Raw genomic sequence first — 15436 nt, 5'->3', positions numbered from 1 at the left:
TTCTGTAATGTGAGGGCCGGCAAATGGGATGCATCCATTTTCCGGCCCTTTTGTTTTTAAAAAGTTACCTTTTCGGCCGCGGCAATCAGCCCGGCAAATTCCTCTCTCCAGTCTTGCCCGCCAAAGGTTTCAGCCAGAAGGACGGCCATATGCTGCGGGATAATGCCCAGATCCCTGTTGCGGCCAAGGCCGGAGAGGCAGGACGGACAATTGGTGGCGATGATTTTCGTCTCCTCGCCACCCCTGACGTTTTCTATCGATTCCCGTTTGCGCTGGAGCATGGCATGGGAAATATCCGGTCTGGAGATGGCCAGGGTGCCTGCCTCGGAACAGCAATTGGGCACCTTGTGTACCTTGGTGTAAAATCTGCTGAGCAGACCGACGCCTTCGCCGGCAAAGGAATCGTGACAAGGGGTGTGATAGAGCACCGGTTCTGATTTTTTCGTAACGTAGTCCCGAATGGAATTTTCCAGGACGAATTGCGAAATATCTTCAATGTCGCATGCAAAGATTTCCGCGCATCCCATCTCCTGCAGGGCCTCACGACAGGTGCCGCAGCTGATGAGAAAACCATCGAAGACCATATGGCCAAGCATCTCCCTGATCTGGCTGAGGATGATCGTATCGCGCAGGGCTATCTGGCCGGCCATTTTCTTCTTGGCATTGACCTTGGCCGGAAACCCGCAACAGAGCGAGGGCGGCGGCAAAACGACCCGAATATTATTTTTCAGCAGCAGGTAGATCGCCGCCATACCGATATCGGCATACAGACGTTCGGAGCCGCAGCCCGGAAAATAGAACACGGTTTTCTTGATTTCCCCCTCCGGGCGAATCATCAGGGCCTCGCGCTCCGAACACTGCAGGAGCATGGCGCTGAGGGGCGTGGGTGAGGCCTCGGCCATTGGCGATTTCAGCATGTTCAAAGGGCGCCATGTATGCTCGGTTATGGCCGGAGGGGCCTTGGCAAACGCTTTAGCCCCAAGACGCTGTAGCGAGCTGCCCCACTCCAGAACCACCTTCCTGAAGACAGTGTTGACTGTACTTTCCCTGTTTTGCAGGTAGAGAAGGGACAGCCGGGTGGCGGGCGCGGTGTGTTTGTAGCCGAGATCGCTGAGGATCTCCCGTTCCAGCAGCGAGACCTCGGCGGTGTCAATGTCGACCGGACAGGGGCTGAGGCATTTGCGGCACATGGTGCAGTGGTCGGCGATCTCCTCGAGGTTTTTCAACTGGTTGAAGCGCGGCAGGTGAGAGCGCTGCATATCGTAGAGCAGGGCCTCGATCAGGGAGCCGATGACCATGTTTTTATTTCTCGGGTGAAAAAAGATGTTGCTTCCCGGATGGTAGACACAACAATCCGGCATACATTTACCGCAACGGATGCACTTGGAAATCATCGACGACAGCTTGGCCAGGGAGCCGTACTGCAGAATCTTCGCTTCCAGTTCGAGCAGGTTGAAGGACGGGGTGAAGACCTTCTTGATAATCGCCGGGTCGTTGAGCATGCCGGGATTCATTATGGCTTCCGGGTCCACCTCTTTTCTGTAGGCCCGCAATTTGGCAAGCAGGCTGTCGTCCAAAAACTTCATCTTGGTGATGCCGATGCCATGCTCGCCGCTGACCACGCCGCCGAGTTCGACTGCCTTGGCCATGACATCGTCGGCGGTCTTTTCCGCGCGCTTCATCATCTCGCGGTCATTGGAGAACACCGGGATGTTCACATGGATATTGCCGTCGCCGGCGTGCATATGGGTGGCGATGATGATTCTTTTCGCGCGGATTTCCTGGTGAATCTTCAGGATGTTGGCACTGACCTTTTTATAGCCGCTGAACAGTTCCAGCAGGTCGCTCATCAGGCTCCTGATCAGGGTCTCGTGCCGAACCGATTCCACGGTACGCAGACCAAGTTTTGTCAGCGTCTCGCCGCAGAGTTCATTGGCTTTAGGGATCTTCGCCTCAAGCCAGTCCGGATCTTCAATGGGTTCGGCGGTCTCCAGGTATTTCATGATCGAATGGATACACTGCTCTTTGTTGAAGAGATCCTCGGCAATATTATATTCGTCGACAAAGCGGGCGAATTCGGCCAGGGCAGGGAGCGGCAGGACAATATCTTCATTGAGTTTGAAGGCGTTGGTTCTGGCGGAAATTGCCCCGAGCCGCTTGCGATCTCGCCAGAAGCGCGCCGCCTCGTCGGCATCCTGGGCGGTGAATAATTCGGTATTCTTGTACGGGGTAAGCAGTCTCTCCAGCCGTTTCTTGCCGTTAAGCACCTGCTCGGAGGTATGGCCGACCATATCAATGAGCAGAACGGCCTTCGGATGCGTGCTTCGTGCCGCCTTGAACTTATAATTGATTGCCCGGATGTATTCCTCGTCAAAATGCTCGAGAGCCATCAGGGCTTCCTGGCCATTATTGAAAAATTCCTCGGAGATTTTGACGATTACCCGGCTGGCCTCATCCATGTCGTCGCCGAAAAATTCGAGGCAGAAGGTAATTTTTTTCTCATAGGCCTTGTGCAGGACAAACTCGCCCGAGGTGATCACTCCGTCAGTTCCTTCCTTCTGGAAGCCGGGCAGCCCTTTCAGGGCTTTGTTGGTGATGTCTTTCCACAAGCCCTTCTTGCGGATGTCGGTGCCGGCGAGGGTGACCTGGCGAAGAACCTTTTTATGGCTGTCAACCACCTGAAAATGCAGGGTGTCGTCGGGCAGAATCTTGCGCATCGGATGGTTGATACGCTGCACGGTGAGCAGGTCCTGCTGCCCGGGCATGGCGATGGTGTAGGCGAGGATATTGTCAATTGCCGTGCCCCAGAGCACCGCCGTTTTACCGCCGGCATTCTCGGCGATGTTGCCGCCGATGGTCGACGCCCAGGCACTGGTCGGGTCGGTGGCAAAAACAAGATTTTCGCTCGCAGCATGGGCCATGGCATTGGAGGTGACGACCCCCGCCTCAACCTTGAGGACCGGTATTTTGGCGCCTTCTCCCAGGTGCGGCGCGTTTTGGTACTGTATCGCATGGATCCTGGTCATTTTTTCGGTGTTGATAATGACGCAGTTATTAGTGAGCGGGACTGCTCCCCCGGTCAGCCCGGTGCCGCCGCCCCGGGGGATAATTTTCAGCCCGAGTTCACCGACAGTGTACATCAGCGCAGGCAGCTGATCCTCCCTGGATGGTCTGAGGACGGCAAGGGGAAGAAAAAGGCGCCAATCGGTGGCGTCCGTTGCGTGGCTGATGAGGGTGAAGGGGTCAAAGCGAACATTTTCATGGCCGATGATCGGCCCCAGCTTTTTCAGCATCAAACTGCGCCGGCTGGAGGCCTCGGTGATCTCTTTTTTCAGTTCCCGGAGGCGATCATGGCAAAGGCCGACCAGATGCAGTACTTTGGTACGCCGTTCCGAGCCGACCCTGACTACTTTTGCCGCTTCTTCAATGATGGTCAGATCTTCTTTTGCCGTCCTGAAAAACTTTTGCCGTCTGATTGGCGAATCAATGAGCTCCTGGTAGAGAAACGGGTTGCGCCTGAGGATAAAAAAATCGCCCATAAAACGCATGACCAGCCGTGCCGACCTGCCGGTGATTCTCTGGCTTCTCAGTTCTTCCAGATCGTCCCAGACCTCGGAGCCGAAAAGGAGCTTGATAATCAGTTTGTCATCAGCCGATGTGAAGTTGTAGGGAATCTCGCGGTAATCTTTTGTAGTCATTATTTCAGGGCCTTAGTTGGACGAAAAGATGTTATCTTATAATATATTTCAGATCATTTTTCCTGTTGATCGGGCGACATTGTCGCGTGTTGGCGCAAATGTTTGAAGGCACTGCTGTCTGCAGGGAGAGAGAGGATTGCCGAGCACTTTTATTTACCACCTCTGTTGATTATTGCCAGTTTTTTTGCCGCGAAATTTTTGTGGGAATCGGCAGGGATTGAACGTATGACCGTCTGAAAAAAAATCAGGGAGGTGCTGCGCATGTCAATTTTGTTAATGGTATCACTCATTGCCTGCTGTTCCATAATAATTTCTTCCGTCACCCTGGCGAGAGGGATGAAGAAAATGCAGCGACTTGGCGACATGGAGATCGGCAGCGCCTCGGCCGGCCCGCTGGTGTCTCTCGTCGTGCCCGCCTGCAATGAGGAGAAAAACATTGAGAAGTCGTTAGTGTCGCTGCTGTCTCAAGAGTATGCAAACTTCGAGATAATTGTCGTCAATGATCGTTCAACCGATACTACCGCGGCAGTATTAAAGCGACTGAAGAACCGCTTTCCCCGGCTGACCATCCTTGAAATTGTCGATCTGCCCGAGGGCTGGATGGGCAAGAGCCACGCACTGGCCAAAGGGGCGGCGCTGGCAAACGGTGAATATCTGGTTTTTACCGATGCGGATGTTGTTCTGGAAAAGACCACGATAACCCGGGCGGTTGCCTATATGCAGGGCAAGCGACTGGACCACCTTACTCTCGGTTTCAAGAATGTGACGCGCGGCTGGTTGCTCAACAGTCTGATCCTTGATGCGGGCATGGGGCTGCTCTTTCTCTTCCGGCCCTGGACGGTAAAAAAGAATACCAGCCGCAGTTTCATGGGGATCGGCGCCTTTAATATGCTGAAGAGATCGGTGTATCAGGAGATCGGCGGGCATGAAGGGATTAAAATGCACCCCATTGACGACCTGATGCTCGGTAAGCTCATAAAGCAGCATGGCTTTTTCCAGGACTGTCTGCTCGCCTACGATTTTGTCGTCGTGCCGTGGTACGATTCCGTCCGGGCGATGAGTAACGGTTTGGAAAAAAATGTCTTTGCCCTGGTGCATTACCGTGTCCTGCTCATCCCGGCTGTTCTGGCGGCGATTATCATTCCAACCATCTGGCCGTTGTGGGGACTGGTATGGGGGGATACGACTGTCCAGGCAGTTTGTCTATTGACGCTGGGGATTCGCCTTGCCACTTTTTACCAAGGCCTGCTGGTCCAGGGTTTGCCCAAGGGGTATCTGCCGGGGGCTTTGATTACACCCTATATATCCTGTTATATCATCTTGAAATCAGTCGTTGTTACCATCAAAAACGAAGGCATTCTCTGGCGCGGCCAACACTATGCCCTCGCTGAACTGAGAAAGACACAACCGCTGCTCTTTTAGTGCCTTACTCCTGGAAGTCAAGGTTGACCAGATGGCCCTGGCGATACACGAGGACGGTACAGACAAGCAGTAAGCCGGCCAGTCCGAACAAGGCCGGGGTAAAGCTGTGCAAGCGGTCGAAAACCAAACCTGCCATGATTGGCGAGAAAGATGCGGCGATGTTGCTGGAAAACAGCCAGCCATACATTTGACTGACCCTTTCGGCTCCCCAGCAGCGCGAGGCGGACGATACATAGAGGACCAGCACCCCGCCGTAGTTGAAGCCGGTAAAAAGAGCGAAACACCAGAAGCCGGCAACTGACTGCAGCATGGCCGGAGCGGCCAGCAGGACCATGGCCTGAAAAAGGAGGTTGGCCTGTATGGCGGTTGCCGATTGCACCCGGTCGAACACCATGCCCCAGGCGATACGGCCGGCGGCATTGGCCAGCGCAAAAAGCGAAACGCCGGTTATACCGATCTGCATGCTCTTTCCTCCCCCCTGAAAAAGTTCCTTGAGGTTGGCATTGACGGCAAAACCGGTAGCAAGACCAATAAACATAGCGACATAGAGAAGGCGAAAACCGGGATGGCTGAGAAGCTCGGCGAGTTTGACCGCCGGACGCGGCTTGGGCAGGGTGATGTCTTTTGGAAAGCACATCGTTGACCCGGCGAGGGCGACAATAACGATGAAAACAACACCAAAAATGAAAAAGGTCTGGAACGGCGTTCTGCCAAGACTCTCCATGAGCCACCCGCCTATCTGGCTGACCAGGGCCGCACCCCCGCCAAAACCGGCCACGGCGATACCGGTGACCAGCCCCTTATTTTTTGGAAACCAGCGTATGCACACGGCGATCGGCACGATATAGGCCATCCCTGCACCGATGCCGCTCAATACGCCTATGCCGAGGATGGTCAAGATAAAATTGTGTATACCGAGGCCGGCCAGTACCCACCCGCCGCCAAAAAGCACGCCGCCGATCATGGCACTGAGCCGGGGACCGATCTTTGGTAGAAATGTTCCCGCGGCGATCATTGTCAAGGGGAACATGAAATAGAAGACGGTAAAGGGGATCTGCACCGGGCCCTGCTGCAGTCCGGTCAAGGTCTTGAGCGGCTGCACATAGACGCTCCATGAGTAGGTCGCACCAAGACACATCTGCATCAGGACGGCGGAAAGAAGAATTATATATCTCAAGCTGTCACCTGAAATCGTAAAGTTAAGAACCTGTTTCGCGCAACTCCGGATTGGGAGTCTGCCCGAGAATACGCGCTGTTTTTTTCGGTGAACGGTTATACTTTCACCATGTGCTTTGTCAAGGATGATGGCGTCGTAAAACATTTTTAAAAGGTTGGACCAATGTACAAATGGTGATGCAAAGGGAACAAACAGGAGGTATGCTGGAATTACAGAGGATATAATGTTAAAATACAGATCTTAAAACATAGGCTTACGATATAATCGGAATGAGTGGTAGTGCTTAGCTGATGCTCAATTTTAATCCGGCTCTCCTATTTACGGGAAGTTGTCCGGGCAGAATGCAGAACAAAAAAGGATTGTGAAGAAATAATGAAAATACTCGTAATTAATTCGGGAAGTTCGTCGATAAAATTTCAGTTGCTCGATATGGCTGATGAATCTGTTCTGGCATCGGGGCTTGTTGAAAGAATCGGCGAAACCGAAGGACTGATAAAGTGTACCCTCAGGCCGGGTGCCGCCGATGAGATGACGGTCAAAAAAACGACCGTGGTTGCCGATCATAAAAGCGGCATGCGCATGGCCGTTGACATACTCTCCGATCCCGGCCAGGGCGTGATCGCCGATCGGGGCGATATCGATGCGATCGGCCACCGTGTTGTCCATGGCGGGGAAGATTTTCATCAACCGACTCTGCTCACCGCCGATGTGCTGGCGGCCATCGAGAAAAACATTCCTCTCGCCCCGCTGCATAATCCGGCAAATCTCGACGGCATACGGGTGGCGCAGGAATTGTTTGCCGGGGTCCCCCAGGTGGCGATATTTGATACCGCTTTTCACCAGACAATTCCGCCGCACGCCTACCATTATGCGCTTCCCTACGAGTTGTATGAAAAGCAGCGAATCCGTCGCTATGGTTTCCATGGCACTTCGCATAAGTTTGTTGCCAGCGCATGCGCGCGCCTGATGGGCAGACCGCTGGAAGAACTGAACCTGATTTCCATTCACCTCGGCAACGGCTGTTCCATGACCGCTGTGAAAAACGGCAAAAGTGTCGATACCACCCTTGGACTGACCCCTTTGGAAGGGCTGGTCATGGGCACCCGCAGCGGGGATGTCGATCCGGCCATTCATTCCTTTCTCGCCAGAAACTGCAATATGGATATTGAGGCCATCGACGAGATGCTCAATAAGGATTCGGGCCTGAAAGGACTGTGCGGGCTCAACGATATGCGCGATATCCATGAGGCAATCGCCAACGGCGATAAAAGGGCCAAGCTGGCTCTCGAGGTTCAGACATATCGCAACAAAAAATATGTCGGGGCGTTTATGGCGGTTCTCGGCCGGGTGGATGCCATCATATTCACTGCCGGTATTGGCGAAAACGATGAGGTGGTGCGGGAAATGACCCTGCGCGGGCTGGAGCCGTTCGGCATTATTATGGATCTTGAGGCCAATAACCAGCGGATTAAAAAACCGACGCTGCTCAGCAGCCGGGAAAGCCGGGTGCAGATCTGGGGCATTCCTACCAATGAAGAGCTGGCCATCGCCCGGGAGGCGCAAGCCGTCCTCGAGAAGTAAAAAAACATTCCAGGATGGGCAGATACGGCCCATCCCGGAATTTCTTAAAGAAATTACCTGGTATTACCTGACACGCAGCAATTATCAAGACGCTGCAGTCATCTTAAAGGCGTTGACCCGTTCATAGATCTGCAGCAGCTTCTTCTGTTCCGTAGAGATCTCCTGCCAGCTCCCGGCGAAATCGAGCCCGGGGAAGCTGCTCGTCGCCTGCACAACCGATTCCGCGGCTATTATTTCCTTCTCGGCGTAAAACAGTCGCAGGCTCCGGCCATAGTCGGCAACAGTCTCTCCGTTCAGATGAAAATTGAGCAGGGTCTGCAGTAATCGATAGAGGCGCTTTCTCGTGGCCGGCAGGGCGCCGTAGTCCAGGCACCAGCTGCACCATTCGAGTGCTTCTTCTTTCTGCTGCAATGCCAGATAGATCATTGCCTTCAATTCGCCGATGCGCAGCGTCGCCCATGTTGAATGTTCGTCAAAGACGATACCGATTGTCTGCGAGAGGAGCAGCTCGTCGCTGAGATCAAGGGTTTCCAGCAGCTCGATCAAGGCGCGCAGCCCGTGGTGATCCATGGCCGGCAACCGCAGCAGATGCGGGCGAAGAGAAGCGCCGGTCCCTTTATTGTTCCAGAGCAGATCGTCGATGGGGTAAATTTCCGACATGCCGGGCACCAGGATGCGACAGCTGTACATACCGCAGTGCAGATATTCGGCGCGATATATCTGGAAACCCTTGTCGGTTACCAGACGCTGCAGCCGGGCAAATTCCTCCTCGGTGGTGCCGGTGAAGTCCCAGGGCGAAAATTCATAGTCGGCACTCTCCTGAAACATATGCCAGGAGAGCAGGCCGTCGGAGTCGATAAAATGACTTTCGAGGTTAAAGGGATCGGCGACCAGGTTGAGGTCATGACAGGGCGGCTGGAACAGGCGCAGTCGATCCAGGGTCCGTCCCTGCAGCAGTTCGGTCAATGTCCGTTCAATGGCCGTTTCGAACCGGCAGTTGGCGCCAAAGGCGGCAAAGGCGCCGCCGCTGTCGTAGTCGGTGAGCAGCACACAGATAACCGGGAATTGTCCGCCAAGCGAGGCATCTTTTACCTGGGCGGACAAACCTTGTTCGGCCAGGGAGTCGAGGATGGAACAGAGTCTGGGGTAAATCTGCAGGCAGGAAAGCGGCACATCGGGCAGGCTTATACCTTCTCTGATGATGATATTTTTCACGTACCGTTCGAGGATCTCAGACAGTGCCTGGGAGCTGCATTCGGCCGGGGAATTGCCGGCAGCCATGCCGTTACTGACATACAGGTTGTTCAGCAGACTTACCGGAAAATAGATTGTCCGGCCGTCGGCAAGGGCTTGGAAGGGCAGGGCGCAGAGGCCGCGGTCGGCAGAGTTGCTGTTGTTATCACACAGGTGGGTAAAGGTGAGCTCGCCGTCCGGGTCATAGAAAGTGCGCAAATGTTCATTCAACAGCGCCGTTCCGTGTTGATCCTGGTGGGGAATGGCGTCGTTTGCGGCGGCGGTAAACCATCGCTCCCCGGGATAAAAAAGGTAAGGTTTTTCGTCATCATCGACATTTTCATCTAAAAAATAGTCGGCAAAGAAAAAATTGGTGGACAGTCGCTCAAGAAACTCTCCCAGCCCACTGGCCAGTGCGGCAAGGCGGGACGTCCCTTTGCCGTTGGTGTAGAGATGGGGGCAGGCGGCAGACTGGATATGGACGGACCAGCAGTGAGGCGCTGGGTTGAGCCAGCTCACCGCTTCGGTGCGAAGACCGAGAGTATCCAGTAAGGCGGTGGCCCTGGCAATGGTTTCTTCCAAAGAGAGATCTTTTCCGGGTAGAAGAGTTTTTTCGTTCATCTTAGCCCCGATAAGCGGGATAAGTACCTTAGGACAGATTGTTTCTTGGAAAAAAACAAGAAAACAATCTGTAAGGTACTAAATTGTTTTGCCGGCACGCAGCGAATCGGCCAGCATTTCCACGACAAAGCGCACCTTTTCACCGGATTCATGCTGCTGCAGGTTATCCTGAATATGCATGACGCAGGTCGGGCAACCGGTTGCCACGCAGTCAACCTCGGCATCCTGGATATTTTTCACTTTGTGATTGTTGATTTTAATCGCCGTATCGTAATGGGTGATGCAGTAGCTTCCGGCACTGCCGCAACAGACCGCCGCATCTTTCATCTCCTTGAATTCCACACCGGGGATCATCTTCAGCAGCTTTCTTGGCTGTTCGCTGATGCCCTGGCCGCGAACCATATGGCAGGGATCGTGATACGATACTTTATAGGGCAGCCTGCCCAGATCCTCTTGTTTGATATCAAGATTATTTTCGATAAATTCATTGATATCATAGACTTTTTTGGTAAAGTCCTGCAGTTCCCTGCTGTCGTCGATGAAGAGCTTGATCTCTTTTTTCAGGGCCATGCCGCACGAGGAGCAGGCAACGACGATTGCGTCGAGATCGTATTGCTGGAACAACTTGAAATTGTGTTCCATGAGCATCTTTGCCCCGTCGTAATCGCCGTTGGCGAGTACCGGAGTACCGTTGCACTTCTGTTTTTTCGGAATGACCACATCATAGCCGTAGCCGGTGAGGATGTCGACAACCGATTTCACCACGTTGGTGTATATCAGATTGCCGGCACACCCGGTGAAATACCCGATGCGCCCTTTGGTGGGTCCTTTTTTCGCGGGGATGACCTCTGGATATTGGCTCTGCGCGCTTCTCAGCGCCATCTGGGGGAAGAACCTTCGTTTGGAAAACCCGAAAAGCGGAAAGAGGTAGCGCACCGGATTTTTCGGACCGATGCCAAACAGGGCTCGCTGGGCAAGACCGATCAGCAGCGCCCCCAGGGTGATCGGCCATTTGCGCCAGACCATCTGGCGGAAAAGGAGTGCCTTAAAAAAGCCGAGCCCTTCCTGGGTGGTGATATACCAGCGAAGCCTGAGCACCACATGCTCCGGGCTGACCCCGGCGGGGCAGTTGGCCGAACAGGTCTTGCAGTTGAGGCATTCGTTGACGGCGTCTTTGACCCTCTGGGTGATCTGGATATCCCCCGAGACCAGTTTTTCGGCAAGTTTATTCTTGCCGCGGGCGACATACAATTCATTGCCCATCTCCTTGAACACCGGGCAGACCGAGCGGCATTTGCCGCACTGCATGCATTTTTGGAATTCTTTGGCCGCTTCAAGCAGATGGGTTTCAGCCTGTTGTTTAACGCTCACGTGCTTGGTCATTTTTCATCCACCCCCACTTACGCTGCTTGCTCTGCCGGCATGTCGAACATCTTGCCTGGATTGAGCAGGTTGAGCGGGTCAAAGGTCTTTTTGATGTTCTGCAGCAGTCTGATTCCTTCACTGCCGATCTGATTCTGCAAAAATGGTTTCTTTTCCAGCCCGATGCCGTGCTCTCCGGAGATGGTGCCTTCCAGGTCGATGGCCAGTTGGAACAGTTCCGCTACACCCTTTTCGGTGCGGGCCATTTCATCTTTGTCGCGCATATCCAGTAAAAAGGTAGGATGCAGGTTGCCATCTCCGGCATGACCGAAGATACCGATCTGCAGTTGATATTTTTCGGCGATCCGGGTGATGCCGCGCACCATATCCGGCAATTTGGAGCGCATTACCGTGGCGTCTTCCAGGATGAGATTCGGTTTGACACTGGCCAGGGCATTCAGGGCGACGCGACGTCCCTCGAAGAGGCGATCTCGCTCGGTGGTGGTTTTCGCTCGGACAAATTCGCGGATGTCGTTCTTTTTTACCTGTGCTTCGACCTTGGCCATTTCGGCGATGGCGGAATTCTTCTCACCGTCGGTCTCTATCAGCAGTACGGCGGCACCGTCGCGGGGAAGTCCGCAATCTTTAAAATTCTGGATGGCATTGATCGTGGCGTTGTCCATGAACTCCATGGTCGATGGAGTGACTCCCGAGGCAATGATGTCCGATACCGCCTGGGCTGCGCCATCGAGGCTGTTAAATATCGCCAGGGCGGACTCACGGTGCTCGGGGATGGGCAGCAGGGCGAGGGTCACTTCGGTCATGATACCGAGCAATCCTTCGCTGCCGACGAAGATACCTTCCATGTTGAAGCCGGCGACGTGTTTGACGCATTTATTGCCCAGGGTGACGATATCGCCCTGGGGTAAAACGACCTTCATCATCTTCACATAGTCCTTGGTAACGCCGTATTTCAGACCACGCAGACCACCGGCATTTTCCGCCACATTGCCGCCGATGGTAGAAAAGGTTACACTGCCGGGATCAGGGGGGTAGAAGAGATTGGCTTTGGCGGCGATCGGATCGATATCAGAGGTGGTCAAGCCGGCTTCAACGGTGATGAGACGGTTGGCCGGATCGAAATCGATGATCCGCTTCATTTTGTCCATGCACAGGACAATGCCTTTTTTAAATGGAACCGAACCTCCCGACAGACCACTTCCCTGACCACGAGGCGTCACCGGAATCTTTTCCCGGTAGGCAAATTTCATGAGCTGGCTCACCTGTTCGGTGGTGGTAGCAAAAACAACCGCCTCCGGCTGGATTTCGACATGTGAGGCGTCATAGCTGTAGGCAATCATATCTTCAAGTTCCGTGAGAACGTTCTGATTGCTGAAGATAGCCTGCAGTTGCTGAATTTGGTTTTTGGTCATGGTAGACTCCGTTGACTGAGAAACAGAGGAGCAAGGCAGCTCCATGGTAGTTATGACGAATTCGGAGTGGTATCGGGTTGGAGTGCCCCATACTGCTGCCGCTGGAAGGTACGTATCCCTTGTTTGACCGGAATCTCTCCGGGTCATTTAATGGTAGTACCAATATTAAAAGATACCAATTCCCTTGTCAATAAGAAATAACCTGCAGAGCATGTGTTGGAGAAATTCCTTTGAAAACGTGCAAAATAGGAGAGAAGTAGTCTGGATGAGAGCCATGGAATAGCAATTGGTAGTACCAATATAAGTGTTTCTGTGTCGTGTCCTCTGTGTTGAGCCCGACGGCGATACCGGGCCTGTTGCCAGAGTGCATGTTCCAGTAACTGTTGTAGGTTGTGTAACCTTTGATCTGTCGGTCTACTCTATTCATTGAAGAAGGAGAAAAACACAAAAAATGAGCGGCTCAGCAATTTTTATCACTTTTTAGCTGGGCAATTTTCCGCCAGACAGAACGATTGAAAATGGGTTTTTGCATGTGTTTTTGCTACGCTATCGAATATGCAGGATGACCATAGCGGCAACATCTGACCTGATATTAAGGAGATGGGAAGGGGATAAGAAGGTATCAGAAATAGTGATGTGATATAACAGGAAAAAAGATTAACTGTTTGTCGGTATGGCAAAGGCGCCCTATGAACAAAAATTCCCAATTACAAGTTGTAAGTGTGAAAATATATGATATATTTGTCCGTTGTTTATACGCTGGCTGAAGGGCAGTCGCGGAGGGTATCTTTTTCCACTGCAGTGCTTTAACACGAGGAATATTGGTACGTTATTGAGAAATAATGGCGGTAAATCCTGTCGTCGTCAAATATCGCTGAGCAGTGAATTAAAGAAGATAGTTAAATCCAGTCGTTTCCCCGGGAGACAAGGTAAGGCCGCATGAGTGAATGCACTATAACATTTCTTCCCTATGACAGAGTAATAACCATTTCTTCCGGGGAGAGTCTTATCCGGGCCGCTCTTCAGGCCGGTGTGCACATTAATGCTTCCTGCGGTGGTGAGGGGGTCTGTGGAAAATGTCGTGTTCTTGTTGAAAAAGGCACTGTTACCGGAGGGATCTCCGAGCGGCTCAGTAAGGAGGATATCGAAAAAGGATATCGACTGGCCTGTCTCGCCAAAGTCAGCGAAGACGTCACCGTTCGCATCCCGATTGAATCGTCCATAGACAAAAGTGTCATGAACCTGCAGGCCACCCCGCGCAGGACTGCCACCATTCAGCAGATGGACTTCGAGAGTCTGAAGGAGGAAGGGCTCTTTATCCCTCCGGTGGAAAAAATATTCCTTACGCTTTCGCCCCCCGATGCCCAGAATAATATGCCTGATGTTACCAGGCTCATCGAATATCTCAAGCTCGAAGCGAATGAACACAAGCTCGAACTCACCCTGCCGGTTATTCGTAAACTGCCCGGAACAATGCGGGAAAGTGATTTCCAGGTAACCGTCACGATTATCCGTCCTGTCAGAAGTGACGGAAAAAATCTCATTACCAACGTTCAGGCCGGTGACAAGACCGGAGAAAATTATGCCGTGGCCATGGATATCGGCACGACAACCATCTATGGCCAGCTCATTAACCTGTTGACCGGTGAGTGTCTGTCGGAAGCGGGTGATTTCAATGGGCAGATCAGTTACGGTGAGGATGTCATTACCCGTATCATGTATGCGGAGAAGCCCGGTGGACTTGAAAAGCTCCAGCAAGTCGTGGTCAGTACCATAAACAGTGTTCTTGAAAAGATAATTCGTAAGTCGAAAGTTGACCGGGAGGATATCTCGACCATTACCTTCTCGGGCAACACCACCATGACCCAGCTGTTTCTTGCAATTGATCCCCGGAATATCCGCAGGGCACCCTACGTGCCGACAGCCACCCTTTATCCGCCGTTTACCGCGACATCAATAGGCGTGACCATTAACGAGCATTGCATCGCGCTCCTCTATCCTCAGGTATCGAGTTTTGTCGGTGGTGATATTGTTGCCGGCGTAATGGGTTCGGGGCTGTACCGCAAAGAAGAGCTGACTCTTTTTCTAGATATCGGCACCAACGCCGAGCTGGTGGTCGGCAATAAAGACTGGCTGGCCTGCACGGCATGTTCGGCCGGGCCGGCCTTTGAAGGTGGCGGTATCGAGTTCGGCATGCGCGCCGCCAAAGGCGCCATCGAGGATTTTTCCTTGAATCCGGTTACCTTTGATCCGATGATTTTCACCATCGGCGATGTCCGGCCAAAAGGAATCTGCGGTTCCGGCTTGATCACCATGGCCGCAGTCATGTTTGAAATGGGCCTGATAAACAATAGAGGAAAATTTAATCGTGATTTAGGTACGCCGCGGGTCAGAAAAAACAATCATGTCTGGGAGTATGTCGTCGCCTGGAAAGACGAAACCCAGATTGACCGCGACATTGCCCTGACCGAGCCGGATCTGGATAACCTTATTCGTGCGAAAGGGGCAATTTACAGCGGCTGCATGACCCTGCTCGAGGAAGTAGGCCTGTCCATGGATATGGTGGAACATATAATCCTGGCAGGTGGTTTCGGCAGTTATATTGATCTGGAGAAGGCCATGGTCCTTGGCCTGCTGCCCGAGGTTGATCCCGAACGGGTGACTTTCATTGGCAACGGATCACTTATGGGTGCGCGTATGAGCTCGCTCACCAACCGAATTCGTAAAGATGTCGTAGCGGTGACGCAGAAAATGACCAATTTTGAACTCTCCGAGACACATTCATATATGGACAATTATATTGCAGCGATGTTCCTGCCGCACACGGAAATTGAAAAATTTCCTCGGCTCAATGCGCGAATGAAGGCAAGAGGAAAATAGTTTTTCGATCTTATTAAGATATTGTTTTT

The 15436-nt window shown here is 52.8% G+C and carries 8 protein-coding genes; 3 read left to right on the top strand and 5 right to left on the bottom strand.

Going from position 1 to position 15436, the window contains the following annotated elements:
• Positions 1 to 56: 56 nt before the first annotated feature.
• Positions 57 to 3698, bottom strand: a complete 3642-nt coding sequence (locus tag ACYQ8U_RS08275) for a DUF3683 domain-containing protein (RefSeq protein ID WP_459945064.1) — start codon at positions 3696 to 3698, stop codon at positions 57 to 59.
• Between the two features lie 261 nt (positions 3699 to 3959).
• Here ACYQ8U_RS08275 and ACYQ8U_RS08270 point away from each other — a divergent pair, with 261 nt between their 5' ends.
• Positions 3960 to 5120, top strand: coding sequence for a glycosyltransferase family 2 protein (locus tag ACYQ8U_RS08270; RefSeq protein WP_459945063.1), 1161 nt, complete (start codon positions 3960 to 3962; stop codon positions 5118 to 5120).
• Between the two features lie 4 nt (positions 5121 to 5124).
• Here ACYQ8U_RS08270 and ACYQ8U_RS08265 read toward each other — a convergent pair whose 3' ends face one another.
• Entirely contained in the window at positions 5125 to 6297 is a 1173-nt protein-coding gene (locus ACYQ8U_RS08265) for an MFS transporter (protein WP_459945062.1), read from the bottom strand.
• A 372-nt stretch (positions 6298 to 6669) separates the two neighbouring features.
• On the opposite strand from ACYQ8U_RS08265, the gene ACYQ8U_RS08260 reads away from it, so the two are divergent.
• Positions 6670 to 7878, top strand: coding sequence for an acetate kinase (locus tag ACYQ8U_RS08260; RefSeq protein WP_459945061.1), 1209 nt, complete (start codon positions 6670 to 6672; stop codon positions 7876 to 7878).
• An 84-nt stretch (positions 7879 to 7962) separates the two neighbouring features.
• Here ACYQ8U_RS08260 and ACYQ8U_RS08255 read toward each other — a convergent pair whose 3' ends face one another.
• The 3 genes from ACYQ8U_RS08255 to ACYQ8U_RS08245 all read right to left on the bottom strand — a co-directional run bounded on the left by ACYQ8U_RS08255 (position 7963) and on the right by ACYQ8U_RS08245 (position 12527).
• Entirely contained in the window at positions 7963 to 9732 is a 1770-nt protein-coding gene (locus ACYQ8U_RS08255; protein WP_459945060.1) for a YcaO-like family protein, read from the bottom strand.
• A gap of 78 nt (positions 9733 to 9810) precedes the next feature.
• Positions 9811 to 11115, bottom strand: coding sequence for a (Fe-S)-binding protein (locus tag ACYQ8U_RS08250; protein WP_459945059.1), 1305 nt, complete (start codon positions 11113 to 11115; stop codon positions 9811 to 9813).
• Between the two features lie 17 nt (positions 11116 to 11132).
• A complete protein-coding gene (locus tag ACYQ8U_RS08245; protein ID WP_459945058.1) occupies positions 11133 to 12527 on the bottom strand; it encodes an FAD-binding oxidoreductase in 1395 nt (464 codons plus the stop codon).
• A gap of 939 nt (positions 12528 to 13466) precedes the next feature.
• On the opposite strand from ACYQ8U_RS08245, the gene ACYQ8U_RS08240 reads away from it, so the two are divergent.
• Positions 13467 to 15407: an ASKHA domain-containing protein gene (locus ACYQ8U_RS08240; protein WP_459945057.1), complete on the top strand. Its 1941-nt coding sequence runs from the start codon at positions 13467 to 13469 to the stop codon at positions 15405 to 15407.
• Positions 15408 to 15436 lie beyond the last annotated feature (29 nt).

This window comes from Desulfocastanea catecholica (assembly GCF_054657295.1).
Note: the sequence above shows the minus strand (reverse complement) of the source record. Positions and strands in the feature narration are given on the sequence as shown.